Consider the following 14,203-nt stretch of genomic DNA (forward strand, 5'->3'; position numbering starts at 1 on the left):
TATTTATTTTGTTTTTGTAAGTAAATAAAGAAAATACGGTGCTCCTAAAGCTGCCACTACTACACCAGCTGGAATAGAGTTTGGCTCAAATATAGAACGACCTATCGTATCTGCTAGCACTAAAATAATCATTCCGATAATGCCAGCTAAAGGAAGAAAGTGTTGATATGTAGTACCTACTAACTTCCTTGCGATATGCGGAGCAACTAAACCGATAAAACCAATTCCTCCTGCCATCGATACACTTGCGCAAGATAATCCAACCGCTGTAGCTAAAAGTAATAACCGTTCTTTTTGAACAGAAACACCAAGTCCTGCTGCTACACTATCACCTAGTGACAATGCATTTAACGTTTTAGATTTTAGCCATGCATACGGGGTTAGTATGAAAATCCAAGGTAATAATGCAAGGACATGAATCCAATCCCTTCCCCACACGTTACCAACTAACCATCTGGAAGCGAATGTATATGTCTCATCATTTAACTTGAGAGAGAAAAATAACGAAATCGCACTAAATCCAGCTGAAACAGCAATACCAACGAGAATAAGTCTAATGGGAAGTAAACCATTTGACCGATCACTCGCAAGTATAATAATTAAAAATGCAGCTAGTATTCCCCCACCAAATGTAAATAACGGTATTAAAATCGATGCATTCTCATTAAAAGAATGAAAGAAAGTAACAAATATAATTAGCCCGAAAGATGCACCTGAATGCAATCCTAAAATACCAGGGTCTGCAAGTGCGTTACGTGATAATCCTTGTAAAATCGCACCGGAAATCCCAAGGCCAATACCAGCTAACATTGTGATTATAATTCTTGGCATACGATAATCGTATAGCACGGTTGCACTTTCAAAATCACCATAACCGAAAAGCGTTTGAATTACTTTGAGCGGTGCAATACTAAGTGTCCCTGTATTTAAGCTAAGTAAAATAACAGCGATACCAATACAACCGAATATTGTAGTTACAGTAATGGCTCTTTTTTTATCTGTGTTAATAAGACCCCTCACTTATAGCTCCCTCCCAACTTTACGTGCTATATAGAGGAAGAACGGAACTCCAACAAGAGCTACCATAATTCCTATCGCAAGTTCTTTAGGAGGGTTTACTGCTCTTGCTCCTAGGTCAGCTAAAACTAATAACATAGCACCTAATAATGCTGACATAGGAATAATGAGTCGATAATTAACACCAACTAATTTTCTAGCAATATGCGGAATAACGAGTCCTACAAATCCGATAGAACCAACAGCTGAAACAGATACACCTGCAAGAATGACTACTATAATCATCCCTAGTATTCTCGTTCGGTTCGTTTTCACTCCTAAATTTGTAGCAACATCATCTCCCATTGATATGAGTGAAATAGATCTCCCTAGCATTGTCGCAAAAATAATCGTTATAAGAATAATAGGGACTAAAAATTTCAAGTGTTCCCACTTAACCCCTGCAACACCACCAGCATACCAAAACGCTAAATCTTGGCTTAAATCATAATAAATCGCAACACCTGAACTTAATGAATGTAAAAGCGCTGCCATAACCGCTCCAGCAATCGTTAACCTCATTGGTGTTAACCCGCCTGATGTTGCTGATCCAATAACAAAAATAAGTACTGTACTTAAAACAGCTCCAATAAAGGAAACAATCATTAAATAGGAATACGGCATATGTGGGAAAAAAGCAAAACTAAGTGCTACTACAAACATCGCACCTGCATTTATTCCGAGTACACCTGCATCAGCTAAAGGATTTCGTGTTACACCTTGCATAACAGCACCAGCAACCGCAAAAGCTGCCCCTACAACTGCTGCACCAATTACTCTCGGGAGCCTTAATTCATAAATAATTTGGTGCTGTGTTAGTTTCGGATTGTAATCCAAAACCGCTGCCCACACCGTTTGTAAATGAATATCTTTTGCACCAAATGAAATGGCTAAAAATATAGATCCAATTAAACATAAAATTGTTAAGCTCATGAAACATATGAACTTAATATGTATCCAGCGGTTATTACCAGCATGTACAGTAGACTTATGTAACATGTTTCATTTCATCCTTTATATTCAGTTGTTTTTTATAATTATTTTTTATTTGTAATTATTATTGATAATAATTATCATTTTCATTTAGATATTATATCGCCACTTTTTTTAAATAGCAAACTATTTTTTAACTTCGCTAAATATTAAAATGTTTATTTCAATTCCCTTCCAAAACTTACAAATACACGCAAAATAGACTACTAGCTTATTTTTAAAAGTGTAGTATACTTAATCATTATTTCGAGTTTTCAAATAAAAATACCGAAGGTGACCCAATGTTATATATAAAACAACTACTACACTTCACTTACGAGCAAGCATTATCTTGCTTATTCCCAGTCGTTATTTTCTTAACACTAGCCCTTTCAAAAATCGTTTCTATCCCAGGGTTATATCACTATGATTTCATACTCATTGCATGTCTTCTTATGCAGTGGATTATGTACAAGACTGGACTTGAGACGAAAGACGAAAGACGAATTAAAAGTAATTACTGTCTTTCACCTCATCGGCCTTTTACTAGAAATATATAAAGTTCATTTTGGTTCATGGAGTTATCCTGAAGAGGCGTATTCAAAGATTTTTGGAGTTCCACTTTACAGCGGCTTTATGTACGCAAGTGTCGCAAGTTACATATGCCAAGCGTGGAGAAGGTTGCATTTAAAAATGCATCATTGGCCGAAAGCTATTTTTGCCGTGCCGTTAGGAGCTATGATTTACTTCAATTTTTTCACACACCACTTTACATACGATTTTAGATGGATATTAACTTTACTACTATTCCTTGTTTTCTCTCGCACATTTGTACAATTTTCATTACAAGGCGTTACATATACAATGCCACTCGTTCTCTCCTTTTTCCTTATCGGATTCTTCATTTGGATTGCAGAGAACATCGCAACATTTTTCAGTGCATGGCAATATCCAAATCAACGGGAAGCATGGAACCTCGTTCACTTAAGCAAAATTAGCCCATGGTTTTTACTCGTTGTTATTAGCATTATGATTGTTACGCAACTCAAACATTTGAAGCAATCAAAAAGATAATGCTAATTATGTAAAAACAGTTAGCCCATCAATCATTAGAGAGTGATGGGCTTTTTTTAGTAATATTTTTTAAAACGTCCTTATCAAAGAATTTATAATTTACAAGAGTATAAGCAGTTGCACATTATGAACTACTACTAGCAGAAGATGTTGCTGCAGATGAAGCGGCAATCGTTGCCATCATGGCTGCCTGTTGTGCTTGTATGAGGACTTCTATCATTGTTTGTAAACCTGTGTTAGTAGCTTTACTTTCCTCACCTTTCTGACTTACGAACAGTTGAATAGCAATAAGAATATTTGTATCTGTATGCCAACGGAACAATTTATCCCCCTGCAATTTTTCAATAAATGCTCTAATAGAATGAATCTCTTTTTCTCCGTCCTCGAGTAACGCTAGTAGCCCGATAGCTGGGTAATGCATCTGTTTTACTTTTACCTTTTCTTGCTTTAACAAATTCCATATATTTGTACATTTTGCAACTAATAGTTCTTCCCTGACATCCTTCTTTAGTGAAAGAATATGACTCAAAAATTGAAGATCATTCCCTTTACGCAAACCAGCTGTCGCTAGTTTCTGATAAAGACGTTCCACTCGGTCCATAAGTGTTTCTACATGCTCTGATTGTCCTGCTAATAAAACTGCGAGCGGATAATCATTTGTACTTGTCAGAAAGAGGTGATCCTTTTTCATGCGTTTATATACTTGCATCGAACGCTGAATGTGCGCGCCATGCTGTTCATTTTCTTCTGTTAAAAGCACAGCTGCTGCGAGATAAGTAAATATACTCCGGCTAAAGCCACCAGTGACCAATTGTTCATATAAATCTAAAAACGTCCGAAAAGCTTCCTTGTAATCTGTAAAGTGAATATCTAATGTTGCGGCCACTACAAAACGATGATAAGACTTTAAGTATGAAAACATCCCTACCTCATTCTTAATATAACTACTAATTTCTAAAAAACGTTCGAGATTAAACAATTTATCACTACCTGCATACATAGCAGCAATCATCATTCCTGTTCGAGAATCACTCGTTTTCCATTTTAGTTCTCCCTTTAACTGTACATATGTATGTTTATATTGCTCTAACTTTTGCTCTAATGTAATCATAGTATTCACCCCTATTTCTAGTTCTTCTCTATCATTATACTTATATTCCATATTTAGGAATACTACAATTAATAATCACAACCTAAAAAATTATAAAATTCTCTAATCCTTCAAGAAGTTATACAAAAAAGGTAGATAATAATTTATCTACCTTTTTTGTATATATTATTTAACATTACAACTGTATTGCTTGTTATATGCAATTAAGACTAAAGAGCTTTAATAATACGTTCCATCGCCTTCATTTGCCCAATATGATCTGCTTCATGATAAAGCATCATACCGTAAAGCTCACCAACAGTTTCCAATCCTAAAAACGGCTCTGGTAGTTTATCTTCAAATGCTTCTGCTGGCATTTCGTTAATACGCTTTGCTTGTTCTTTTAATTGAGTCGTTAACACTTCTAATGATGGTCCTTCTGTTTTCCATTTAGATGGTCTTGATCCATATCCAAACATACCTGGATATTCAGTTGGTAATTGTTTGAATTCTTTTCCAAACATGAAAACTTCTGCTGCTGTTAACACGTGACCAATATGCCAACGAATTGTATTGTTAAAACCCTCTGGCTGCATATCTGCAATTTTATCATCTAGCGTCTCCATAAATTTAAGTAATGCCCCGCGCGTTATTTCAAATTGTTTTAAGCCAACTAGTCTATTCACTTTATCGTTCTCCTTCTTGATGTACAATTTATTATGAACTAAGAATGTTCAATTCATTAAAGTTTTACCTTGTTTAATCTATCAGAAATAAATAAGAAATACATCTAATATGCTTATTAAAAATAATAAAAAGGTTCCCTCCTCGTAAATATAGAATTACTTACTATGTAAATAAAAGAGGAGTGTACTTACATGTTACATATTTTAAAACAACAATATAATCTTATTAGCTCTACAAGAGAAACTCTATTTTCATTTTTGGAAGAAATCCCACTAGAAAAATTACATAGCACTGTTCCGAATTTCGGGAGCGGTAGCATTATAAAGACACATATTCATGTAGCCGATTGCTATCGATACTGGCTTGGATCATTTGCATTCAAGCAAAAACGAGCAAATTTTTCATTCGCTAATGATGATGAAATTGAGCATGCAGATGTTGAGAAAGTCCGTGATAGATTTAAGTTAGTAGATGAGACTGTACAACGTTTTTTAGATGAATACAATGACCGTTGGCTCGAAAATATAGCAAATGAAGTAAAGTGGCAAAAAGAGCTTTGGAGTACAACTCCGCTATGGCTTTTAACTCATACGGAGACTCATGAGTTTCACCATAAAGGACAAATTGTATCAATGGCTAGGCACCTTGGATATACTCCTCCTGATACAGACCTTAGTTAATTCAATGGTCCATGATTACTAAAAAAATTAGACTGAATGCAAATCGAGCATGTTTTGAAATCCAATCAAAACATGCTCTTAAAATATTCTATCTTACATTCTCCATTTCCTCATCAATACCAAATAGTCTCCGCATAATTATATGCATCACTATTCGGAATTGCATGTTTCCCCTGCGCTTGTGCTTTTCTTGGATCTAAATCATATACCATTGGTGTATAGCATGATGTTTGCCCTTTATTTACAACACCATTTCCTCCAGCACTTCCGCAAGTGTATGCCTTTCCATCTGTTTTTCTAACAATCCTTGCATCAGCTTCATTATTATAAACTGCCAGGCGAGTTACAGTAACTTTTGCCCATGCTGTCTTACACGTCGTGCTAAATTTTAATTCCACATAAGAGTTTGAATCAATCCACTTCTTTTCTTTCGTTACTGCGGATTGATTACAGCTATTATAATAAGGACTTTTTCCATCATATGAATGGTCTTCCGCGTATGCTTTATCATTATTGGTCGTACTAAACACACTAGTTACGATGAGCAATGCCAGACAAAGACATGCGCTTACCTTTTTAAAAAGCTTCATAGAATTCCACTCCTTTATTAATAACGTGCTGTTTTCCCGTAACCATTATTAATCGTCACCGCTTCGGCATCAGCTGTATAACCAAAATCAGCAGTTAAATCAAACACCATTCCTGTATACGTACTCGTTTGTCCTGTTTTAATTGCTCCATTGCCACTATTAGAGTCTACTGATTTTTGGAATACACCATTTTTATATTTATTAATAACAGCGTAAGCATATACCCCTCCAGAAACAGAAGGAGCTGGTTGATCTAAAACAAGCTTAGACCATGCTGCATGACATTTATTACTGTAACGTAAATACACTGTCCCTACTTTTTTACTACCCTCATAAACTGCTGTAGACTTTGCATTAAATCCATCTGCATCACACGTTGTACTTCCCCCGTATACTTTCGTTGTTGCTGGATTTTTCCCGTCATAATAACTACTTAAATCAGTAGCTGCAAATGTACTTCCTTGAAAACTAAATAATACACCTATACTTGCCGCACTTAACACGCATACTTTCATTAACTTTTTAAACATTTTAAATTCCCCCTCAAAATGATTATGTATACTAAACACAACCTATACTGCTGTGTCAGCCCTCCTTCCATGCTTCCTAGAGGCATCTTACAGAAACGAATTAACGTTGTAAATTCCCTTATGATTATTGGAATATACGAAGAACTTTACTTATCCTTGTAAGAAAAAAAGTTGAGAAATACACATTTTATAGCATCCTTTATTTAAAACATAAAAGAACCGATACTTGTTACATGCAAGCATCGGTTCTTTATACAAAATTGCCATTTTTTCTTTTATATAAAATAAATATTTCTCCACTTAATCCGTTGTAAAAAACTCCCTCGTTACATCAATAAATTGCTGCAGTGGCGCTGTCATCCATTTATCTTTATGCCAAGCAATTTGTGTATAAATCGGTGAGATTGCACTTTCTACATGTAACTCTTCTATCGTCCCTTCTCGTATATCTTTTTCTACTACTATCGCTGGTAAAACAGCTATTCCTAAATCTGCAATAACACATTGTTTAATTGCCTCTACACTAACGAACTCAATTTTATTTGCTGGATACACATCTTCTGTACGAAGTAGCTCTTCAAATAAAGTCCGGTACGAGCACCCTAGCTCTGTTAGCAACAACGTCTCACTTTCTAAATCTTTTGTAGAAATGGAAGCTTTCTCGAGTAAATGATGCCCTGAAGCAGCTACTATTTTTAATTCTTCTTTCATAAGCGGCTCCACATGTAAAGTATCTTCTGTTTTACATTCGTCCAAAATAAATGCAAGATCGACTTTTCCCTCCATCAATTGTTCCTTCGCATCTTTATTGGAATGCGCTGGTTTAAATATAAGCTTTATTTGAGGAAATTGTGCTTTAAACCTCTTTAATATAGAAGGAAGTCTATATGTACATTGACTCTCTTGCGCACCGATTATTAACGTACCTGCTATTTCTTCATCATCTTTCACAGCCATTTTTGCTTCGTTGCTGAGCGCAATCATCTTGTCGGCATATAGTTGAAACTTCCTACCTGCTTCAGTTAAGAAAAGGCGTTTTCCTAATCTTTCAAATAACGGCGTACCTAACTCAGCTTCTAACGTTTTAATTTGCGCTGTCACACTCGATTGAGCAAAGTTTAATTTCTTCGCAGTTTGTGTAAAATTCAAAGTATCCGCCGCTACTTTAAATGTAATTAATTGTTTTATCTCCATTTATCGTCCCTCTTTTCAATCGATATTCCCGATTGATTTCATCGAAATAATCCTCTTTGTCTATTGATATTTGTATTGTATGATAAAGAGCATCTACAAACAATAAAAATGGAGGTATTCCATATGAAAGCACTTTGTTTCGAACAGTTCGGAAATCCGGATGTACTACAATATAAAGAACTAAATGATCCAATCATAAATCCAAATGAAATTATTGTCCGCACGAAAGCAATCGGTTTAAATTTCGCCGACATTTATAGACGCCGCGGTGATTATCATCTCGCTGGTACCCCGCCTTTTATATTAGGTTATGAAGGGGCTGGCATTGTTGAAAAAGTAGGAGCTGACGTTACGAATATTAATCCTGGAGATCGTATTGCATTTGCTGATGTCCCATTTGCAAATGCAGAGCTAGTTGCTGTTCCGTCTGAGAAAGCAATTAAGCTTTTAGATTCTATCTCTTTTGAAACAGCCGCTTCTGTCTTATTGCAAGGTCTAACCGCACATTATTTAACGAAAGATAGCTATGAGATAAAACAAGGTGATATAGCTTTAGTACACGCTGCAGCTGGTGGTGTTGGGCAACTTCTTATTCAAATAATTAAACTACTAGGCGGAAAAGTAATCGGCCTAACGTCATCAAAAGAAAAAGCAAAGATAGCTACATTAGCTGGTGCTGATCACGTTTTTTTATATACGGAAGCATGGCATACAAAAGTAGTTGAAATAACAAATGGTGATGGAGTAAATGTTGTATATGAATCAGTAGGTTCTACATTAGAGGAGAGTTTTAATGCTACTAAAACTGGCGGTACTGTCGTATTTTACGGAATGGCCGGCGGTAATCCTGCGCCAGTTGATCCACGTATGCTTATGGATACTTCGAAAACTTTAACTGGCGGAGACCTTTGGAACGTGCTTACATCTTATGAAGAGAGAATAGAACGCTCCTCTCAATTATTCGAATGGATTGCGACCGAAAAATTAAAGATCGCAAGTTCTACTACATTCTCTTTACAAGATGGTGCCCGTGCTCATGAATTATTAGAGAGCCGAAAAAGCACAGGGAAGATTTTATTGATCCCATAATCGTTCCAATAAAAAAGGAAGCTAGAATGTATTTCTTTGCTTCCTTTTTTAACGTTATTTATGTTCAATTGTAAAGTGATAATAAAGTTATTTAATTCTGATCTAAAAATATAAGAGCCTGGCTACAAATCATATTGTAGTAAAGCTCTTTAAAGTTGTTTAATTTCTAACCATTTAAATGTGCTTGTAGACAAAAATTAATAATAAAGTTGTTTAAATCTTGTTCAACTAAAGCACCCGTTAGTTCAATAAGAAAAAATTATCTATTATTATTAAAGTGGCCCCCCTTCAAAACCAATAGGCCATCCATCGTTTTTAAATTTTACTTTATACTGAAACTCAAAGTGACCATCATAAATAAAAGCTAAACTAAACCCAGAAAATATATAATCGTCAAAATTAACCATCTTTCCAAAAAATATTGTGGATAGATAGTAGTTCTTCATTTCTTGATTAGGGAAGAATTTCTGTAAATATTTTAATGCACAGCTTATATGTAGATGGAGTTCATCGAATGTTTTTTCTGCCATTTCGATAATCTCCATATCGGGATTTTCATTATTCCCCTGAATAATAATCTCCACATCTTCCCATTCTCCGATATTAATACTATAAAACCACCGTTTTTGAATGAGATACTTCTCTTTTTCGTATACAGGGGGATTAACTAGTTTTAATTTTTTTACCTCATCTTTAGTTAACGGTTTATCAAGAATAAGCTTTTTATGCAAAATTTCTTTGATATTAGAGACAATATATTTAGATTTGTTTAATTCTAAAGAGTCCATTTTCCACCTCATAAACTATAAAATAAAGTAAATTCCCCCTTAAGTATATCATCATCCTTATTCAACTATCCTGCACCGTTAATTCAATAAGAATTAAACAACTTTATTATTTTCAAAGGACTTTATTGTAAATTAAACAACTTTATTATCTCTTAACATCAATCTCGCTTCTTTTCAATAACCCTGTTATTTATATTTTTTCTCTACGCTTCTCTTTCTAGGCCCCTCATTTTTAAGTTTATATAATAAATGAATCTAAATATTAAAGGAAAGAACAAACCTCCTGATATCAACGATCCAATAAATACAGTATCAATAAAAGAAAGAATCCCAAATAATAGCATTCCAAAAAAATAAAATACAACTGCACTCCAATAAATAAAACGTGGAAACTTAGTTTGGAACGAATCACCTTTTTCACACGGTTTCCCAAATAACAAATGAACGAATTTAATCAACATAATCACTTCTCCATATAATTGTTAATATTCTTTTCTTCTTAGAATTGAACATAAATCACATACCATGTACCACCCATATTCACACATTCCTTACTTTGTTTTATCCCACTTTAATGGGCAGTAAGACCCCCACCTCAAAATGCAGCGAAAGCAAAGAAGTTAGGTGGGGGTCGGGCTGCCCATTAAAGTCCGATTGGTGAGGGCTGATAATCAGTGGGGGATGAAGAAAACCCCACTGATTAAAGTTTCACTTTATTTCTCGTATACTTACTTTAGATTCCGAGATGAAATGTAAGGCTAATGTCCCTCCAATACACTGCAAACTAATTTGTTGTTCCTACTCTCTAATTATACCATTACAATAATTTTCATAGTTCATTTTTAACGGAATATTCCGATTCGAATTAATAAATGATATATAAAAAAATAAAAAGGAAGCTAGAGTTCTCTACCTTCCTTTTCTTATTTTTATATTTCCACACTTTCTTTCCCTTTTGCAACGTAACTCATATCTCCAACAGACTCGACTGTGTATGTTCCATCTTGATATACAATCTTCGTCACGCTAGCATTTTCCACTCCAAGTTTTGTTTTGCTACTGTCTAACATTTCTATTAAGGTAGTAATCAAAAGCCCATGAACGACAACTAAAACGTTACCGCCACCATTTGCAGCAGATTCTTCACTAATTTTATCTATCTCTGTTTTTATACGAGTAGAAAACAATTCCCAATCTTCCGCCTGTTTTGTCGGATCTGCTACTCTAATAAGATTAATCACTTCTTGAATAGAAAGCTTCAAGAGTTCTTCTGGTGATGCAACGCCTGCAGCTTTTCCAACCACATCCCACATATTCTCAAGTTTTTCACCTTCAAAAATACCGAAATTTAATTCTCGCAAATCTTTTCTTTGCTCAAGTTTTACTTTTGATTGCTCACTATATTTTAATACTAAATTAGCAGTTTCAATTGCGCGGCCGCTATCACTACTATATGCGTTCATAAAATGAATATCTTTTAATCCTGTTCCTAAATTTGTGGCAACTTCAACACCTTTTTCTACTAAAGGAGAATCTGCCCAACCTTGCGCGCGATGATTCGTATTTAATATTGTTTTACCGTGTCTTGTAACATATAACGTCACTACATTCTCATTGCTATCTGTTTCTCGCTTATTCATTTCATTCTCTCCCTTTACGTTTCTATATCAATTTTACCACCTCAATTATTCATTGAGCAAAATATACGTCAGTAGATCCGCTTAATAAAAAAAGCTATCTTTCTGTATATCCATACAAAAAGATAGCATCTTTTATGATTACATTTCTTAACCGGTACTCCTACTCAGCAAAAGCACTCGAATATTGTACAATTCCTTCTACACCTCGAAGAGCATTTTCTGTTAATTCCTTTATCATAAATACCTCTTCAGGCACTTCAAACGGTGCTTTTACATTCCACTCACTTGCTTTCTTAAAACCAAATTTCGGGTAGTACTCTGGATGTCCTAATACTACAACTGATCCGTATCCAAGTTCTTTCGCTTTTTCTAAAGCAGCCGTGATCAGTTTTCCACCAATTCCTTTCTTCTGATGACCCCTAGCAACTGAAACTGGTGCAAGTGCTAACGATTCTACAGAAGTTCCACCTTGTTCTATTGTAATTTTCGATAACATAATGTGACCAACTATATCTTCATCTACCGCAACAATTGATAACTCCGGAACAAATGCTTCACATTCTCTAATACGTTTTACAAGTTCATGTTCTGTTTTATCACTAAATTCTTCAAGTGAAAATACTTCTTTTACGACTTCTTCTGTTTTTCTATAATCATTTTTTTGTTCTTGTCTAATCGTTACCATTTTAACTTATCCTCTATTCTTTCTTATTTCTTTTTGAATTTTACGCAGTGCTTTTTTCGATCCGCGCTCAATATCATGTTGCATTTTTCTCTCTTTATAATCGACAAATAGTGTATTTAAATCGTATCCCTCTGGGTATAATTCCTTCGCTGCTACCTCTAAATTCATACGTTTTACATTTACTTCAACGAATTCACCGTTATAATATACAACAACGTTATAAAAATTATCTTTTTCCTTATAGATGATACCAAAATCATCATAATCTAATAAATTCACACGATCGCCGATTTTGTACTCATAATGAAATTCTCTTTTTTCTTGTACAAATTTCGGTTTTCTAATTTTACTTTCATTCACTTTTTCTAAGGCGTACTCTTTATTTCCCATGTACTCTTTCGCTCTTTTCAGCACATGTTCTTTTACGCTCATTTTATTCGCAATCCAAAGTGCATTACTTTCTCCTGATTTTCCGATAACTAATTTATAAAGCGGCTCTAGCGTTTCACTATTAAACTGCATCGCTGCATTCATAAAGTCATCGTGCATTTCTGAGAATCGTTTAATTTCTCCGTAATGCGTACTCGCAACGGTAATACATCCCGCAAGGTACAACTCTTCTAAAATAGAAATTGCAAGTGCTGCTCCTTCATTCGGTTCAGTCCCGCTTCCTATTTCATCAAATAATAACAACGTATTATTATTTGACATCCTCATAATCTCAGAAAGATTTTTCATATGAGATGAAAATGTACTTAGTGCATTTTCGATACTTTGATTATCACCAATATCTACAAATACATTTTCAAAAATAGCGATTTCTGTACCTTTATCTCCTGCAATATGAAGACCTGACATTGTAGCTAATGTTAACAATCCAATCGTTTTTAACACAATTGTCTTTCCGCCCGCATTCGGCCCTGTAATAATTAAACTACGATACTCTTGACCAATTTCAAAATTTAAGGGTACAACTTGCCCTGTTAAAAGCGGATGCTTACAATTCACTAAATGAATGTAGCCATGATCATTTAACTTCGGCTCTATTCCATCAATTGATTTACTAAACTTCGCTTTTGCAAATACCATATCATACTGACTAATTAGCTCCATGTTAATCTTTATACTATAAATGTTTTCTAACACCATTCCTGATAAAGTCGCTAAAATTTGATATTCTTCAACCGCTTCTTCTGCTTTCAAACCCGCTAGTTCCGCATTCAATTTCGTAACCGTATGCGGTTCTATAAATACAGTAGAACCTTTTGCCGAGGCTTCAATAATACTTCCAGCAACTTGGTTTTTATAGGAAGATTTAATTGGAATCGTATAACGGTCATCCTTTTTACTAATAAAGAATTCCTGAATGAATTTCTTATTTGCACTACTATTTAAAAACTTCGTTAAACGTTCTTTTATTTTCCCATCTACAGAATCGATATTATTTCGAATTCGTTTTAACTCTTTACTTGCAGCTGCATCAATACTATTTCCTTTAATTGAAAAGTTAATTTCCTCTTCAATACTTTTATATTCAGTCATTGAATTTGCATAAGAAGCTAATACTGGTGCAAAAAATTCTTTATCTAACATAAACTTTTTAATCTTTCTACATCCGCGTAAAAAGTCTGAAACACTGACTAATTCTTCTGGATCTAAAATCATCCCTTTTTCTAATTTTTGAATTGTACTAGCAATATTAGAAATGCCGAAGAAAGGAACATGCCCTTCTGCATCTAATATAGCTCGTGCTTCTGTCGTTTCATTCAACCGATTTCTCACTACTTTTATACTCGTACTCGGCTCTAATTTGTTTAATAATTCCTTACCTAATCCACTTACACAATAAGATTTCACTATATCCTTTAATTCGTTATATTGTAGCTTTTCAAAAGTCATCGTATTCATTTTGTTTCTCCTCACTATGATTGATTTTTATCATAAATGAAGATACCTACTCATTAGATTCCAATGAGTCATATATAAAATCCCATAATTATACAATAAAAACATATACAAAAAAGCTGCGGGGATACCGCAGCTTTTACATTTACAAGGCATTTGTAATAACATATGAGGAAATAAGCCATAAAAAAATAGATGGCAGTCCCTTATTACACGCTTTATA

General features: G+C 34.5%; 14 protein-coding genes and 1 pseudogene. 3 read left to right on the top strand and 12 right to left on the bottom strand.

From position 1 onward, the window contains the following. Window positions 1-3: 3 nt before the first annotated feature. Together MKY21_RS17335 and MKY21_RS17340 are read right to left on the bottom strand one after the other, a co-directional pair. A complete protein-coding gene (locus MKY21_RS17335; RefSeq protein ID WP_341077003.1) occupies window positions 4-1,020 on the bottom strand; it encodes a FecCD family ABC transporter permease in 1,017 nt (338 codons plus the stop codon). Continuing rightward, window positions 1,021-2,055: a FecCD family ABC transporter permease gene (locus tag MKY21_RS17340; protein ID WP_000902720.1), complete on the bottom strand. Its 1,035-nt coding sequence runs from the start codon at window positions 2,053-2,055 to the stop codon at window positions 1,021-1,023. Between the two features lie 275 nt (window positions 2,056-2,330). On the opposite strand from MKY21_RS17340, the pseudogene MKY21_RS17345 reads away from it, so the two are divergent. After that, window positions 2,331-3,102: pseudogene (locus MKY21_RS17345) on the top strand (DUF817 domain-containing protein). A 124-nt stretch (window positions 3,103-3,226) separates the two neighbouring features. On the opposite strand, the gene MKY21_RS17350 reads toward MKY21_RS17345, so the two are convergent. Beyond that, window positions 3,227-4,264: a DUF4003 domain-containing protein gene (locus MKY21_RS17350; protein WP_016118384.1), complete on the bottom strand. Its 1,038-nt coding sequence runs from the start codon at window positions 4,262-4,264 to the stop codon at window positions 3,227-3,229. A gap of 158 nt (window positions 4,265-4,422) precedes the next feature. Next, the gene (locus tag MKY21_RS17355) at window positions 4,423-4,899 is read right to left on the bottom strand and encodes a DinB family protein (protein WP_170964303.1); all 477 of its coding nucleotides are present in this window, start codon (window positions 4,897-4,899) and stop codon (window positions 4,423-4,425) included. A 171-nt stretch (window positions 4,900-5,070) separates the two neighbouring features. Between MKY21_RS17355 and MKY21_RS17360 the strand changes: the two genes are divergently transcribed. Further along, complete coding sequence (locus MKY21_RS17360; protein WP_016118386.1) at window positions 5,071-5,559, top strand: DinB family protein; 489 nt, start codon at window positions 5,071-5,073, stop codon at window positions 5,557-5,559. 113 nt (window positions 5,560-5,672) lie between these two features. On the opposite strand, the gene MKY21_RS17365 is transcribed toward MKY21_RS17360, so the two are convergent. From MKY21_RS17365 to MKY21_RS17375, 3 genes are all read right to left on the bottom strand, one after another. Next, entirely contained in the window at window positions 5,673-6,149 is a 477-nt protein-coding gene (locus MKY21_RS17365; protein ID WP_000765223.1) for a DUF2690 domain-containing protein, read from the bottom strand. A 17-nt stretch (window positions 6,150-6,166) separates the two neighbouring features. After that, on the bottom strand, window positions 6,167-6,679 hold the full coding sequence (locus MKY21_RS17370; protein ID WP_000473735.1) for a DUF2690 domain-containing protein: 513 nt from the start codon (window positions 6,677-6,679) through the stop codon (window positions 6,167-6,169). 300 nt (window positions 6,680-6,979) lie between these two features. Beyond that, window positions 6,980-7,873: a LysR family transcriptional regulator gene (locus tag MKY21_RS17375; RefSeq protein ID WP_044795229.1), complete on the bottom strand. Its 894-nt coding sequence runs from the start codon at window positions 7,871-7,873 to the stop codon at window positions 6,980-6,982. Between the two features lie 123 nt (window positions 7,874-7,996). On the opposite strand from MKY21_RS17375, the gene MKY21_RS17380 reads away from it, so the two are divergent. Further along, window positions 7,997-8,962 (top strand): quinone oxidoreductase family protein, encoded by a 966-nt coding sequence (locus tag MKY21_RS17380; protein ID WP_000645241.1) that lies wholly within the window; start codon window positions 7,997-7,999, stop codon window positions 8,960-8,962. A gap of 272 nt (window positions 8,963-9,234) precedes the next feature. On the opposite strand, the gene MKY21_RS17385 is transcribed toward MKY21_RS17380, so the two are convergent. From MKY21_RS17385 to MKY21_RS17405, 5 genes are all read right to left on the bottom strand, one after another. Beyond that, on the bottom strand, window positions 9,235-9,750 hold the full coding sequence (locus tag MKY21_RS17385) for a hypothetical protein (RefSeq protein ID WP_030026782.1): 516 nt from the start codon (window positions 9,748-9,750) through the stop codon (window positions 9,235-9,237). A gap of 203 nt (window positions 9,751-9,953) precedes the next feature. After that, the gene (locus MKY21_RS17390; protein ID WP_000905655.1) at window positions 9,954-10,211 is read right to left on the bottom strand and encodes a hypothetical protein; all 258 of its coding nucleotides are present in this window, start codon (window positions 10,209-10,211) and stop codon (window positions 9,954-9,956) included. A 468-nt stretch (window positions 10,212-10,679) separates the two neighbouring features. Beyond that, window positions 10,680-11,390, bottom strand: coding sequence for a histidine phosphatase family protein (locus tag MKY21_RS17395; protein ID WP_001042052.1), 711 nt, complete (start codon window positions 11,388-11,390; stop codon window positions 10,680-10,682). Between the two features lie 160 nt (window positions 11,391-11,550). Further along, on the bottom strand, window positions 11,551-12,075 hold the full coding sequence (locus tag MKY21_RS17400; RefSeq protein WP_000256479.1) for a GNAT family N-acetyltransferase: 525 nt from the start codon (window positions 12,073-12,075) through the stop codon (window positions 11,551-11,553). A gap of 6 nt (window positions 12,076-12,081) precedes the next feature. Beyond that, window positions 12,082-13,983, bottom strand: a complete 1,902-nt coding sequence (locus MKY21_RS17405; protein ID WP_033693031.1) for an endonuclease MutS2 — start codon at window positions 13,981-13,983, stop codon at window positions 12,082-12,084. Window positions 13,984-14,203 lie beyond the last annotated feature (220 nt).

The organism is Bacillus sp. FSL R9-9497, from assembly GCF_038005805.1.
Taxonomy (GTDB): domain Bacteria; phylum Bacillota; class Bacilli; order Bacillales; family Bacillaceae_G; genus Bacillus_A; species Bacillus_A cereus.

Bases quoted from the DNA above. Each gene is read 5' to 3' on its own strand.
- MKY21_RS17340 (WP_000902720.1), bottom strand. From the start codon at position 2,055: ATGTTACATAAGTCTACTGTACATGCTGGTAATAACCGCTGGATACAT.
- MKY21_RS17350 (WP_016118384.1), bottom strand. From the start codon at position 4,264: ATGGAATATAAGTATAATGATAGAGAAGAACTAGAAATAGGGGTGAAT.
- MKY21_RS17360 (WP_016118386.1), top strand. From the start codon at position 5,071: ATGTTACATATTTTAAAACAACAATATAATCTTATTAGCTCTACAAGA.
- MKY21_RS17365 (WP_000765223.1), bottom strand. From the start codon at position 6,149: ATGAAGCTTTTTAAAAAGGTAAGCGCATGTCTTTGTCTGGCATTGCTC.
- MKY21_RS17370 (WP_000473735.1), bottom strand. From the start codon at position 6,679: ATGTTTAAAAAGTTAATGAAAGTATGCGTGTTAAGTGCGGCAAGTATA.
- MKY21_RS17375 (WP_044795229.1), bottom strand. From the start codon at position 7,873: ATGGAGATAAAACAATTAATTACATTTAAAGTAGCGGCGGATACTTTG.
- MKY21_RS17380 (WP_000645241.1), top strand. From the start codon at position 7,997: ATGAAAGCACTTTGTTTCGAACAGTTCGGAAATCCGGATGTACTACAA.
- MKY21_RS17385 (WP_030026782.1), bottom strand. From the start codon at position 9,750: ATGGACTCTTTAGAATTAAACAAATCTAAATATATTGTCTCTAATATC.
- MKY21_RS17390 (WP_000905655.1), bottom strand. From the start codon at position 10,211: ATGTTGATTAAATTCGTTCATTTGTTATTTGGGAAACCGTGTGAAAAA.
- MKY21_RS17395 (WP_001042052.1), bottom strand. From the start codon at position 11,390: ATGAATAAGCGAGAAACAGATAGCAATGAGAATGTAGTGACGTTATAT.
- MKY21_RS17400 (WP_000256479.1), bottom strand. From the start codon at position 12,075: ATGGTAACGATTAGACAAGAACAAAAAAATGATTATAGAAAAACAGAA.
- MKY21_RS17405 (WP_033693031.1), bottom strand. From the start codon at position 13,983: ATGAATACGATGACTTTTGAAAAGCTACAATATAACGAATTAAAGGAT.